12 protein-coding genes are annotated in these 12,485 nt (G+C 73.6%); 3 read left to right on the top strand and 9 right to left on the bottom strand.

The genetic code is table 11. The features are described 5' to 3' along the window. Positions 1 to 443: 443 nt before the first annotated feature. The 8 genes from katG to FJQ57_RS05455 form a co-directional block, all read right to left on the bottom strand. Positions 444 to 2,714: a catalase/peroxidase HPI gene (katG, locus tag FJQ57_RS05490; RefSeq protein WP_139978163.1), complete on the bottom strand. Its 2,271-nt coding sequence runs from the start codon at positions 2,712 to 2,714 to the stop codon at positions 444 to 446. Beyond that, a complete protein-coding gene (locus tag FJQ57_RS05485) occupies positions 2,711 to 3,181 on the bottom strand; it encodes a Fur family transcriptional regulator (protein WP_139978162.1) in 471 nt (156 codons plus the stop codon). Before FJQ57_RS05485 ends, katG begins: the two co-directional genes overlap by 4 nt. 62 nt (positions 3,182 to 3,243) lie before the next feature. Then, positions 3,244 to 4,440: a heparan-alpha-glucosaminide N-acetyltransferase domain-containing protein gene (locus tag FJQ57_RS05480; protein WP_139978161.1), complete on the bottom strand. Its 1,197-nt coding sequence runs from the start codon at positions 4,438 to 4,440 to the stop codon at positions 3,244 to 3,246. Continuing rightward, positions 4,418 to 4,948: a 5-(carboxyamino)imidazole ribonucleotide mutase gene (gene purE, locus FJQ57_RS05475; RefSeq protein WP_139978160.1), complete on the bottom strand. Its 531-nt coding sequence runs from the start codon at positions 4,946 to 4,948 to the stop codon at positions 4,418 to 4,420. The genes FJQ57_RS05480 and purE overlap by 23 nt, the downstream gene beginning before the upstream one ends. A gap of 2 nt (positions 4,949 to 4,950) precedes the next feature. Further along, positions 4,951 to 6,087: a 5-(carboxyamino)imidazole ribonucleotide synthase gene (locus FJQ57_RS05470; RefSeq protein WP_246081678.1), complete on the bottom strand. Its 1,137-nt coding sequence runs from the start codon at positions 6,085 to 6,087 to the stop codon at positions 4,951 to 4,953. 84 nt (positions 6,088 to 6,171) lie between these two features. Further along, positions 6,172 to 6,489 carry a winged helix-turn-helix domain-containing protein gene (locus FJQ57_RS05465; protein WP_139978158.1) on the bottom strand — a complete coding sequence of 106 codons (318 nt, stop codon included), beginning with the start codon at positions 6,487 to 6,489 and terminating at the stop codon, positions 6,172 to 6,174. Between the two features lie 93 nt (positions 6,490 to 6,582). Next, positions 6,583 to 7,647, bottom strand: a complete 1,065-nt coding sequence (locus FJQ57_RS05460; RefSeq protein ID WP_246081599.1) for an adenylate/guanylate cyclase domain-containing protein — start codon at positions 7,645 to 7,647, stop codon at positions 6,583 to 6,585. Next, entirely contained in the window at positions 7,644 to 8,456 is an 813-nt protein-coding gene (locus FJQ57_RS05455; RefSeq protein ID WP_246081598.1) for a biotin--[acetyl-CoA-carboxylase] ligase, read from the bottom strand. The genes FJQ57_RS05460 and FJQ57_RS05455 overlap by 4 nt, the downstream gene beginning before the upstream one ends. A 70-nt stretch (positions 8,457 to 8,526) precedes the next feature. On the opposite strand from FJQ57_RS05455, the gene FJQ57_RS05450 reads away from it, so the two are divergent. After that, positions 8,527 to 10,146, top strand: coding sequence for an acyl-CoA carboxylase subunit beta (locus FJQ57_RS05450; RefSeq protein ID WP_139978157.1), 1,620 nt, complete (start codon positions 8,527 to 8,529; stop codon positions 10,144 to 10,146). After that, positions 10,143 to 10,361 carry an acyl-CoA carboxylase epsilon subunit gene (locus FJQ57_RS05445; RefSeq protein WP_139978156.1) on the top strand — a complete coding sequence of 73 codons (219 nt, stop codon included), beginning with the start codon at positions 10,143 to 10,145 and terminating at the stop codon, positions 10,359 to 10,361. Before FJQ57_RS05450 ends, FJQ57_RS05445 begins: the two co-directional genes overlap by 4 nt. A 12-nt stretch (positions 10,362 to 10,373) precedes the next feature. Here the strand turns inward: FJQ57_RS05445 and FJQ57_RS05440 are convergent, their stop codons facing one another. Beyond that, positions 10,374 to 11,795 carry an MFS transporter gene (locus FJQ57_RS05440; protein WP_139978155.1) on the bottom strand — a complete coding sequence of 474 codons (1,422 nt, stop codon included), beginning with the start codon at positions 11,793 to 11,795 and terminating at the stop codon, positions 10,374 to 10,376. 72 nt (positions 11,796 to 11,867) lie between these two features. On the opposite strand from FJQ57_RS05440, the gene FJQ57_RS05435 reads away from it, so the two are divergent. Continuing rightward, positions 11,868 to 12,479 (top strand): TetR/AcrR family transcriptional regulator, encoded by a 612-nt coding sequence (locus FJQ57_RS05435; protein WP_425465413.1) that lies wholly within the window; start codon positions 11,868 to 11,870, stop codon positions 12,477 to 12,479. Positions 12,480 to 12,485 lie beyond the last annotated feature (6 nt).

Genomic DNA, 12,485 nt, shown 5'->3' with positions numbered 1-12,485 from the left:
GGACGCTCGCTGCGCTCGCGCCGCTGCGCGGCGGCCTCCGGCCGTCCTTGACCCCGAGCCTCGCGCAGCCCGCCGGACTGCGCGCTGTCGGCGACGCCTCGCAAGCTCGGCGCGCCGCCGCTGGCGCGGCCACCCGCCCCACCAGTCACACTTGACCCGCCCGCACCACTCCTGGCGGGGATCTCCCACCCCTGGTCGGTAACTCCCTGCCAGGAGTGGGAGATCGGCGTCAGGAGTGACATCAGTGTGACGGATGGGGCGGCCGCGCCAGCGGCGGCGCGGGCGGAGCCCGTGCCGGCAAGCGCGCCGTCAGTCGATCGGGCGAGGCTCCGGGTCAAGGACCGCGCAGCGGCCGGCGGAGCCGGCGCGAGCGCAGCGAGCGTCCTTGACCCGGAGACCCGATCGACTACGCGCGCGGCCGCCCACACCAACCCCGGAAGACCTCAGCGCAGGTCGAACCGGTCGCTGTCCATCACCTTGACCCACGCGGCCACGAAGTCGTGCACGAACTGCGTGCGGGCGTCGACGCTGGCCCACACCTCCGAGAGCGCCCGCAGCTGCGAGTTCGAGCCGAAGATCAGGTCGACGGCCGTGGCGGTGAACCGCACCTCGTCGGTGGCGAGGTCGACGACGTCGTACACGTGCTCCTCGGACTGGGAGGCCCGCCAGCGGGAGCCCGGCGCGAGGAGGTTGACGAAGAAGTCGTTGGTCAACGCGCCGGGGCGCTCGGTGAGCACGCCGTGGGTGGCGCCGCCGACGTTGCCGCCGATGACCCGCAGGCCGCCGATGAGCACGGTCATCTCCGGCGCGGTCAGGTCGAGCATGTAGGCGCGGTCGACCATGAGGACCTCGGGCTGGGTCTTCTCACCGGGGCGCAGGTAGTTGCGGAACGCATCGGCGCGGGGCTCGAGGACCCGGAAGGAGTCGACGTCGGTCTGCTCCTGGGTGGCGTCGGTGCGGCCCGGGTGGAAGGGCACGGTGACCTCGACGCCGCCGTCGCGGGCGGCCTGCTCGACGGCCGCGGAGCCAGCGAGCACGATGAGGTCGGCCAGCGAGATGCGGGCCTCGCCGGCGGCGTGGAAGTCGGCGCGCACGCCCTCCAGGACACCGAGGACGCGCTCGAGCTGCTCGGGCTGGTTGACCTCCCAGCCGCGCTGCGGCTCCAGGGCGATCCGGGCGCCGTTGGCGCCCCCGCGCTTGTCGGTGGAGCGGAAGCTCGACGCCGAGGCCCACGCCGTCTGCACGAGCTCGGCCACGGTGAGGCCGGAGCCGAGCACCCGCTGCTTGAGGTCGGCGACCTCGGCGTCGGTGACCAGCGCGTGGTCGACGGCGGGCACCGGGTCCTGCCACAGCTGAGGCTCGGCGACCCACGGGCCGAGGTAGCGGCTGACCGGACCCATGTCGCGGTGCAGCAGCTTGTACCAGGCCTTGGCGAAGGCCAGCGCGAACGCGTCGGGGTCGTCGCGGAAGCGCAGCGAGATCTTGTCGTACGCCGGGTCGAAGCGCAGCGCGAGGTCGCTGGTGAGCATGGTGGGGCGACGCTTGGGCGAGTCGGGCGTCGGCCCCGGGACCACGGCCTCGGCGTCCTTGGCGACCCACTGCTTGGCGCCGGCGGGGCTCTCCTCGAGCTCCCACTCGTGGTCGTAGAGGAAGGTGAAGTAGTCGTTGCTCCACTGCACCGGGGTGCGGGTCCAGGTGACCTCGAGCCCGGAGGTGATGGCGTCGGCGCCCTTGCCGGAGCCGAACTCGCTGCGCCAGCCCAGGCCCTGCTCCTCCAGCGGCGCCCCCTCGGGCTCGGGCCCGACGAGCGAGGCGTCGCCGGCGCCGTGGGTCTTGCCGAAGGTGTGGCCGCCGGCGATCAGGGCGACGGTCTCCTCGTCGTTCATCGCCATCCGGGCGAAGGTCTCGCGGATGTCGCGGGCCGAGGCGACGGGGTCGGGGTTGCCGTTGGGGCCCTCGGGGTTGACGTAGATCAGCCCCATCTGGACCGCGCCGAGCGACTCGTGCAGGTCGCGCTCCCCGGCGTACCGCTCGTCGCCGAGCCAGGTGTCCTCGGGACCCCAGAAGATCTCCTCCGGCTCCCACACGTCCTCGCGGCCGAACCCGAAGCCGAACGTCGGCAGGCCCATGGAGTCCAGCGAGACGTTGCCGGCGAGCACGATGAGGTCGGCCCAGGAGATGGCCTGGCCGTACTTCTGCTTGACCGGCCACAGCAGCCGACGGGCCTTGTCGAGGTTGGCGTTGTCGGGCCAGCTGTTGAGCGGGGCGAAACGCTGGCCGCCGTCGCCCGCGCCGCCGCGGCCGTCGTAGATGCGGTAGGTGCCGGCGGAGTGCCAGCTCATCCGGATCATCAGGCCGCCGTAGTGGCCGAAGTCGGCGGGCCACCAGTCCTGGGAGGTGGTCAGGACGTCCTCGACGTCGCGCACGAGCGCCTGGACGTCGAGGCCGGCGAACTTCTCGGCGTAGCTGGAGCCGGCGGGCAGCGGGTTGCCCTTGCTGGAGTGGGCGTGCAGCACCGAGAGCTCCAACGAGTTGGGCCACCAGTCCTTGACCGTGCGCGGCCGGGTGCCGGTCGCCGGGGTCGGCGAGGAGATCACCGGGTTCTCGCTCTCGCTGCCGTGGGCGGCGGCGGAGTCCGGGTTGACCGGGCAGCCGGCCGCCTCCTTGGCGTCGACGCCCTGGGGGCTGACGGGGTGGTCCTGGCTGTCGCTCATCGGTGACCTTCCGGGTCGGTATGGGTGGGGGTGGTGGTCTCGGCGGCCGTGCAGGCGGGGCAGGTGCCCCAGAAGACGACCTCCGCCTCGTCGACCACGTAGCCGTGGCCGGCCCCGTGGTCAGGGGCGGTGAGGCAGGGCGCGGCGCCGACGGCGCAGTCGACGTCGTCGATGGCGCCGCAGGTGCGGCACACCACGTGGTGGTGGTTGTCGCCCACGCGCGCCTCGTAGCGCGCGGTGGCCCCGGCGGGCTGGATGCGCCGCAGCAGACCGGCGTCGGTCAGCACCCGCAGCACGTCGTACACCGCCTGGTGCGAGACCGCTGACGGGTCCTCGGCACGCAGCACCCGGGTCACGGTGTCGGCGTCGACGTGCGGGCGCTCCATGACGGCGCCGAGCACGGCCAGGCGTGGTCGGGTGACGCGCAGGGGCACCGCCCGCAGCAGCGCCTCGAGGTCCGGGGGCACCGCTCGAACGTAGGAACCCAGAGTGGACCGGATCAAGAGAACGGGGCCGTCCTGGGCACCTTTCACCCCGACGAGCGGCCCCTGATCTTGCCGGGCAGCCACCCGACGACCGTCTCGAGGGGGCCGCGGCGGCCGAGGGCGGCGTACACGCTGCCGATCCAGAGGGCGACCAGCACGTGCCAGGCGTACGTCGAGGGCTCCTCGGGCGGCCAGACAGCGTCGGTGCGCATGACGACGTGCAGGACGAAGAGCGTGAGGGTCATGGCGCCGGCGCCGACCAGGACCTGCAGGGCTCGCTCGACCACGGGCGAGAGGTCGCGGGCCGCCCCCGCGACGAGCAGGCACAGCCCGACCACGAGCGCCGCGCTGCCCCCGGTCTGCACGAGGTCGAACGGCGTCGTCGAGTGCGGCACGACGACGAGCAGCCAGCGCCAGCCGTTGTCGGTGGGGGTCTGGCCGTACATGCCGCCCGCGACCGCGTCGAGCTCGGTCCAGTCGAACCGGCTCGAGGTCAGGGCGCGCGACAGCAGGGTCGCGCCGACCGCGGCCACGGCGCCGTTGACCACGAGCACAGCCGCCACCCGGCGCGAGCGGAGGTCGGCGCGGCCGATCGCGAGGCCCAGCAGCAGGTAGGCCACCCAGGGCACGGCCGGGTAGTAGCCGGTGAACAGCAGCTCGGCGACCAGGCGGCCGGGCTCGAGCAGCTGCTCGGGCTCGGGACTGTCGAACTGCCGGGGCGGCAGCTCGGGGCGAGCGAGGTGGGAGACCACCGGCGCGGCGGCGACCCAGGCGACGGCCACGGCCAGCAGCGGCCGCGCGGTGAGCCCGAGGAAGGGCAGGGCCAGCACGAAGAGCACCGCGTAGTAGGTGAGGATCACCGCGATCCCGGTGTCGAGCGTGCCCAGCAGCAGCCCGATGGCGCCGACGAGCACGGCACGCACGACCAGCGCCGCGCTGACCCGCAGCCGCTGCCCGCCGACCACCGGCGTGCCCCGGCCGCTGACCAGGGCGATCGAGACCCCGGCCAGCACGGCGAACAGGGCCGAGGCGCGCCCGCTGGCCAGCCAGTGCGAGGCGCTGACGTCACCGCCCGGGGTGCGCGCGTCGAGCACGTGGGTCGCCATCATGCCCAGCAGGGCGAGGCACCGGGCGAGGTCGATGCCGACGAGCCGGTCGCCGCCGCCCCGGGTCCGGCTGCCCGCGCCCGGGCCCGACCGACCGCGGGTGCGGGTGCGGCTAGAAGCCGAACCGGCGGGCACCGCTCTCCCCGCGCACGACCGCGCCCTTGTCCTGCGCGGACCTCTTCAGCTCGGCCTGGAACGCGGTCATCTGCTCCTGCAGCGCGGGGTCGGTCGCGGCGAGGATGCGCACGGCGAGCAGCCCGGCGTTGCGGGCGCCCCCGATGGCGACCGTGGCCACCGGCACGCCGGCCGGCATCTGGACGATCGAGAGCAGGGAGTCCATGCCGTCGAGGGTCTTCAGCGGCACCGGCACGCCGATGACCGGCAGCGGCGTCACCGCGGCCAGCATGCCGGGCAGGTGGGCCGCTCCCCCGGCCCCGGCGATGACGACCGACAGGCCCCGGCCGGCGGCCTCCTTGCCGTAGGCCAGCATCTCCTCGGGCATCCGGTGCGCCGAGACGACGTCGGCCTCGTGGGGCACGCCGAACTCCTCCAGGGCCTCCGCCGCCAGCCGCATCACCGGCCAGTCGGAGTCGGACCCCATCACGATGCCGACCCGCGGACGGGTCGCCTGCTGCTCGCTCATGCTCACTCGCTCTCGTCGCCGAGGTCGCCCCGGAACCACGCGGCGGCGTGCCGCGCGCGCTCGAGGCAGTCGTCGAGGTCGTCGCCGTAGGCGTTGACGTGGCCGACCTTGCGGCCGGGCCGCAGGTCCTTGCCGTACAGGTGCACGCGCAGCCGCGGGTCGCGGGCCATCGCGTGCGGGTAGCCGTCGTAGAGCCGGCCGACCGGGACGCTCCCGTCGCCGAGGTCGCGATCGGGGGCGCCGAGGATGTTGACCATCACCGTCCACGGCTCACGGGCCGCGGGCGAGCCGAGCGGCAGGTCGAGCACGGCGCGCAGGTGGTTCTCGAACTGGGAGGTGACCGCGCCGTCCTGGGTCCAGTGGCCGGTGTTGTGCGGTCGCATCGCGAGCTCGTTGACCAGGATCCGGCCGTCACCGGTCTCGAACAGCTCGACGGCGAGCACGCCGGTGACGTCGAGCTCGCCGGCGATGCGGAGCGCGACCTCCTGGGCCTGGGTGGCCAGGTCGGGGTCGAGGTCGGGTGCCGGGGCGACGACCTCGTGGCAGATGCCGTCGCGCTGGGTCGAGGCCACCACCGGGTACGCCGCGGCCTGCCCGCTGGGCGAGCGGACCACGATCGCCGAGAGCTCGCGGCGGAAGTCGACGAGCTCCTCGGCCAGCAGCCGCACGCCGCGCTCGGCGCCCTCGGCGACGGCCCGCAGGGGCTCGGCCACGTCGGCGGCCCCGCGCACGAACCAGACACCCTTGCCGTCGTACCCGCCGCGGGTGGTCTTGAGCACGCAGGGGAACCCGAACGCCTCGACGTCGGCGGCCGAGGCGACGATCGCGTTGCGCGGGCAGGGCACGTCGAGGGCGGCCAGCCGCTCGCGCATGACGCCCTTGTCCTGGGCGTGGACCAGCGCGTCGGGCCCAGGGCGCACGGCGACGCCGTCGGCGGCGAGGGCGCGCAGGTGCTCGGTCGGGACGTGCTCGTGGTCGAAGGTGACCACCGACGCGCCGCGGGTCACGGCCCGCAGGTCGTCGAGGTCGGTGTGGTCGCCGACGAGGTGGTCGACGACGACCTGGGCGGCCGAGACGCCCTCGGCCTCGGCGAGGAGGCGCAGGGGCAGGCCGAGCGCGGCGGCCGGCTCGGCCATCATCCGTGCGAGCTGGCCCCCGCCGACGACCGCGACGAGAGGGGCGGACGGCGTGGCGTTCACGGGGCCAACGGTAGTGGGAGGCCCTCAGCCGCTGCGGACCGGAGCCTGGGTCTCGAAGCGCAGCCCCTTGCCCCGCAGGGTGGTGATGAGGTGGGGGCGGCGGCTGTCGTCGCCGAGCTTGCGCCGGATCCAGCCGAGGTGGACGTCGATGGTCTTCGACGACGTCCAGAAGGTGGTCTGCCAGACATCGCGCATCAGGTCGTCGCGCGAGACCACCTGGCCGGCGCGGGAGATCAGGGCGTGCAGCAGGTCGAACTCCTTGCGGGAGAACGCGACCTCCTCCTCGGCGACCCACACGCGGCGCGTCGCCGGGTCGACGCGGACCCCCTGGACCTCGAGCACGCCCTCACCGTAGGAAGCCCCGCTCCCGGGGGGACCGGAACGGCCAGATGTGCCCCGGGCGGTCCAGACCGGGCCACGGCGCCGGTCGTGGCCTCAGTGCCGGCGTACGGCGACGGGCTCGACGAGCCCGAAGCCCCGCACCGGCCGCTCGGGCAGCCGCCGGGTCTCGAACTGGTCCTCGGGGAGCCGGGCCGCGGTGGCGGCGTCGATGATGATGCGGTTGCGGCGGGCGACCGCGGTGAGCCGCGCGGCGAGGTTGACCGGCGGCCCGAAGACGTCACCGACCCGCATGACGACGTCGCCGGTGGCCAGGCCCACGCGGACGTCGGGCATCCGGGGGTCGCGGCCGATGACGGTGATGATGCCCTCGGCGGTGTCGTAGGCCCGGATGGGGTCGTCGTTCACGAACAGCACCGAGTCGCCGATGCTCTTGATGACCCGGCCGCGCTGGGTGGCGACCACGTCGGCGCAGCGCGACTCGAAGAGCTCGACGAGGTCGCCGATGCGCTCGCGCGAGATCTCGTTGGACAGCGCGGTGAAGCTGACGATGTCGGCGAACCCGACGGTGAGCCGGGTGGTGTGCAGGTCGTCGGCCTGGCCCAGCGCGACAATGCGGGAGACGGCCGCGGCCAGGTGGCGCCGCCAGACGTAGACCATCATCGTCTCGAACCCGTCGCCGAGCTCCTCGAGCAGGTGGGCGGCGGTCTGGGTGACGTTGCCGCGCTGGCCCTCGACCTGCAGCTCCTCGACCCGGTGGACCAGCGCCCCGACCTCCCAGTCGGCCAGGCGGGCCATGGTCTGGCCCAGCGCGCGGGTGATGGTGACGGCGAGGTCGAAGTCGAGCAGGCCGGAGTCGATGGCCTCGACCATGGTGCGGATGGCGTCGGTGTCGGAGGCGGTGTAGACCGCCGCGCCGTCGGCCTCGGGGAACCCGAGCGCCCGCCACAGCCGGCGGGCCTGGCCGAGGGTGATGCCGGCGTCCTCGGCCACCTCGGCCGCGGAGTACGTCGGCTCCTCGCGCAGGATCGCCCGCACGATGGCGGCCGGGTCGCCCCACTCGGGACGGACGGCCTCCTCCCCCTCGGCCAGGGCCGCGGGGGCGTCGTCGGGCTCCGGCACGGGCTCCGGCAGGGGGTCCGGCCCCGGGGGCAGGGTCACGCCGTGCGGACGTGCACGACGTCACCCGCGGAGACCGCCGTGCGGGCGCCGCCGGCCTCCACGACGAGGCGGCCGACGTCGTCGATCTGCACAGCCCGCCCCTCGAGGGCCGAGCCGTCGGGCAGGTCGACGCGGACGTCGCGGCCCACGGTCACGCAGGCGGCGGCGTACGACTCCTGGAGCCGCGCGACGCCCGGTTCCCCGCCCATCTCCCACGCGTCGACGGCCTCGCGGATGGTGTTGAGCACCTCGACCAGCACGTCGGTGCGGTCGACGGGGCGGCCGAGCTCGAGCTCGAGGGAGGTGGCGGTGGGCACCGGCAGCTCGTCGGTGCCCAGGCCGACGTTGATGCCGACGCCGACGACCGCCGTCGGGCCGTCGGGGGTCTCCACCCGCTCGACCAGGATGCCCGCGACCTTCTTGTCGCCGACCAGGACGTCGTTGGGCCACTTCACGCCCGCCTCGAGGCCACTGGCCTGGAGGGCCTTGTCGACGGCGTACCCGGTGAGCAGCGGCAGCCAGGGCCACCGCGCGACGGGCACCTCGGGGCGCAGGATGAGGGAGAAGGTGACCGCGGTGCCGGGCGGGGTCTCCCAGGTGCGGTCGAGGCGACCACGACCGGCGGACTGGTGGTCGGCCACGACGACCAGGCCGTCGGGCGCGCCCGCGCGGGCGCGGTCGGCGGCCTCGGCGTTGGTCGAGGGGAGCTGGTCGACCACCTCGACGGTCAGGTCGGGCATCAGCTCGGGGTTGTCGCTGCCGAGACGGGCCTTGTCGAGGGGTGGGCGTCCGGCCTGGTCGGTGGTCACGAGCACTAGCCTGTCCTACCGACCAGCCCTGTCCAAGCACCGACAGTCACCCAAGAGAGCGGGAGAGCCGTTGAGCGCCCAGCCCGGAGAAGGCACCGAGGTCCCCGACGACCTCGACCTGCACACCACGGCCGGCAAGCTGGCCGACCTCGAGCGACGACTCGACGAGGCCGTCCACGCCGGCTCGGCGAAGGCCGTCGAGAAGCAGCACGCCAAGGGCCGCAAGACGGCCCGGGAGCGCATCGAGCTGCTCTTCGACGAGGGCTCCTTCGTCGAGCTCGACGAGCTGGCCCGCCACCGGTCGACGGCGTTCGGGCTCGAGAAGACCCGCCCGTACGGCGACGGCGTCATCACGGGCTACGGCACCATCGACGGCCGCCAGGTGTGCGTGTTCAGCCAGGACTTCACCGTCTTCGGCGGCTCCCTGGGCGAGGTGTACGGCGAGAAGATCGTCAAGGTCATGGACCTCGCCATCAAGACCGGCTGCCCGATCATCGGCATCAACGAGGGCGCAGGCGCCCGCATCCAGGAGGGCGTCGTCTCGCTCGGCCTGTACGGCGAGATCTTCCGCCGCAACGTGCACGCCTCCGGCGTGATCCCGCAGATCAGCCTGATCATGGGCAACTGCGCGGGCGGCCACGTCTACTCCCCCGCGGTCACCGACTTCACCGTGATGGTCGACCAGACCTCGGCGATGTTCATCACCGGCCCCGACGTCATCAAGACCGTCACCGGCGAGGACGTCTCGATGGAGGACCTCGGCGGCGCGCGCACCCACAACACCAAGTCGGGCAACGCCCACTACATGGCCTCCGACGAGGAGGACGCGCTGGAGTACGTCAAGGCGCTGCTGTCCTACCTGCCGCAGAACAACCTCGACGAGCTGCCGACCTACGACGAGGAGGCGGTCATGGAGGTCACCGACCTCGACCGCTCGCTCGACACGCTCATCCCCGACGGCGCCAACCAGCCCTACGACATGCACGACGTCATCACGGCGGTGCTCGACGACGAGGAGTTCCTCGAGGTCCAGGAGCTGTTCGCGCCCAACCTCGTCATCGGCTACGGCCGGGTCGAGGGGCGGCCGGTGGGCGTGGTCGCCAACCAGCCGATGCAGTTCGCCGGCACGCTCGACATCGACGCCTCGGAGAAGGCCGCCCGCTTCGTGCGGTTCTGCGACGCCTTCAACATCCCGGTGCTGACCTTCGTCGACGTGCCGGGCTTCCTCCCGGGCACCGACCAGGAGTGGAACGGCATCATCCGGCGCGGCGCCAAGCTCATCTACGCCTACTCCGAGGCCACCGTGCCGCTGGTCACGGTCATCACGCGCAAGGCCTACGGCGGCGCCTACGACGTGATGGGCTCCAAGCACCTGGGCGCCGACATCAACGTCGCCTGGCCGACCGCGCAGATCGCGGTGATGGGCGCCCAGGGCGCGGCCAACATCGTGCACCGCAAGACGCTCGCGGCGGTCGAGAAGGACGGCGGCGACGTCGAGGCCCGGCGCGCCGAGCTGGTCGACGAGTACGAGACAACGCTGGCCAACCCCTACATCGCCGCCGAGCGCGGGTACGTCGACGCGGTGATCTCGCCGCACGAGTCGCGCATCGAGGTGGTCCGCGCCCTGCGCCTGCTGCGCTCCAAGCGGGCCTCGCTCCCGCCGAAGAAGCACGGGAACATCCCGCTGTGACCAAGGAGGCTCCCGCACCTCCGGTGCTGCGCGTCATCACGCCCGACACGACCCCCGAGGAGGTCGCGGCGGTCGTAGCCGTGCTCAGCGCGCTGGGCGGCGGCGAGCCGCCGGCGCCGCGCCCCCGACGTGAGTGGGGTGCGCCGCACCGCCAGGTGCGGCGCACCCTGCCCCACGGCCCGGGAGGCTGGGCCGCGAGCGCGTTGCCGCGCTAGCGGCAGCCGGGGTCAGGCCCGGGCGCGGCGCGGGAGGAAGAACGCCGCCACGAGCCCGACCGCGACCGCGGCCGCGCCGGTCAGCAGGGCCGGGCCGACGGCGCCGTCGTACCCGGTGGGGGTGATCTGGCCGCCGTTGCCGAGGAAGACCGCGACGACGACCGCGATGCCGAGGGCCACGCCGAACTCGCGCAGGGTGGAGTTGGTGGAGCTGGCGACCGCGAAGTCGGCGTCCGGCAGGCCGTCGAGCACGGCGGTCGAGACCGGGGCGAAGCACAGGCCCATGCCGATGCCCGCCAGGGCGAGCGCGGGCACGAAGGCGCCGTAGGACGCGGCGCCCTCGGTCAGCACGGCGAACCAGACGAGCGCGGTGGTCTGCGCGGCGAGGCCGGCGACCAGCAGCGGTCGGACGCCGACACGCCCGGCGAGCACCCCGGCCAGCGGCGCCACGACCATCGGCGCGGCGGTCCAGGGCAGGGTGCGCACGCCGGCCTCGAGGGGGGAGTAGCCGTCGACGACCTGGAGGTACTGCGAGAGCAGGAAGACCGCCCCGAACATGCCGGCGGTGAAGGCCAGGGCGACGACGTTGGCGGCGCTGAAGCTGCGCGACCGGAACAACCGCAGGGGCATGACGGCGTCGGCCCCGCGTCGCCGGGCCCAGGCGACGTACGACGGCACCAGGACGGCGGCGAGCACCAGCGGCGCGACGACCGCGGCCGAGCCCCAGCCGTCGTCGTTGCCGTGGACGATGCCCCAGATGCCGAGGAAGACGGCGCCGCCGATCAGCAGGGTGCCGATCGGGTCGAGGCGGGTCGGCTCGCCGCGCGACTCCCGCACCGCCACGAGGAGCAGCGGGACGGCGACGACCGCGACGGGCACGTTGAGCCAGAAGATGGCCTGCCAGCTGACGCCCTCGACGACGGCACCGCCGACGACCGGGCCGAGCGCGACGCCGAGCCCCGAGACGCCACCCCACACGCCAATGGCCAGCGCGCGGGCGGCCGGCGGCACCGACGAGGCGAGCAGGCTCAGGGACAGCGGCATGATCGCGGCCGCGCCGAGGCCCTGCACGGCCCGGGCGGCGATGAGGGCCTCCGCGCTGGTGCTGAGCGCGGCGGCGATGGAGGCCAGGGTGAAGACCGCGATGCCGGCCACCATCACCCGGCGACGGCCGAGGCGGTCACCGAGCGTGGCGGCGGGGAGCATGAAGGTCGCGAAGGCCAGCGTGTAGGCGTTGAGGAACCACGACAGCTGCCCGACCGTCGCGTCGAGGTCGACCTGGACGACCGGCAGCGCGGTCGTCATCACCAGGTTGTCGAGGGTGGCCATGAACATCGGCAAGGAGGCGGCGACGACGGCGAGCCAGACCGGCACGCGAGGCCGGGGGGCCGCGGCGTCGTCGCGCGGGGCGACGGGGGCGTCGAGAAGGGCCATGGAGAGAGCTCCGTCCACAGGAAGGCATCGAATGATTACTACGATGACGACGGTAAGTAATCAGCTGATAACATGTCAACCGTGACGACGAGGATGAGCGCCGACGACCGCCGCGAGCTGGTGCTCGACGCCGCGACGCGGGCGTTCGCCCGCACCGGCCTGCACGGCACCAGCACCGACGCCGTGGCCAAGGAGGCCGGGGTCTCCCAGCCGTACGTCGTGCGCCTGTTCGGCACCAAGCTCGCCCTGTTCTGCGAGGTGCTCGACCGCACCACGGCCCGCATAGCCGCGGCGTTCGCCGAGGTCGTCGAGCAGCACCCCTTCGACCCGGCCGCCCCCGACGACGACCCGGGCTGGGAGCTGCTGGGCCTGGCCTACTTCGACCTGCTCGAGGACCGCGACCTGCTGATGGTGATGATGCACGGCTTCACGGCCGGCGACATCGCGGAGGTCGCCGCGGGGAGCCGAGCCGGCATGGAGCGCATCCTTCACGTGCTCGAGCGCACCGGCGGCAGCGACGACAAGGTCCGTGACTTCATCGCCTACGGCATGCTCCTCAACGTCATGGTCTCGATGCGCGCCCCCGAGCACGCGGGCGGGGGGCCCGACGCCGGACCGCTGGCCGCGATGGCCTGCCTGGCCTTCGGGGACAAGCTCGACGACATCGCCGCCCCGCGCGGCTGAGCGCCA

It is taken from the genome of Nocardioides litoris (assembly GCF_006346315.1).
Lineage (GTDB): Bacteria > Actinomycetota > Actinomycetes > Propionibacteriales > Nocardioidaceae > Nocardioides > Nocardioides litoris.
Note: the sequence above shows the minus strand (reverse complement) of the source record. Positions and strands in the feature narration are given on the sequence as shown.

Excerpts from the sequence above, each read along its gene's own strand:
- katG (WP_139978163.1), bottom strand. The coding sequence starts at position 2,714 with ATGAGCGACAGCCAGGACCACCCCGTCAGCCCCCAGGGCGTCGACGCC.
- purE (WP_139978160.1), bottom strand. The coding sequence starts at position 4,948 with ATGAGCGAGCAGCAGGCGACCCGTCCGCGGGTCGGCATCGTGATGGGG.
- FJQ57_RS05470 (WP_246081678.1), bottom strand. The coding sequence starts at position 6,087 with ATGATGGCCGAGCCGGCCGCCGCGCTCGGCCTGCCCCTGCGCCTCCTC.
- FJQ57_RS05440 (WP_139978155.1), bottom strand. The coding sequence starts at position 11,795 with ATGGCCCTTCTCGACGCCCCCGTCGCCCCGCGCGACGACGCCGCGGCC.
- FJQ57_RS05435 (WP_425465413.1), top strand. The coding sequence starts at position 11,868 with ATGTCAACCGTGACGACGAGGATGAGCGCCGACGACCGCCGCGAGCTG.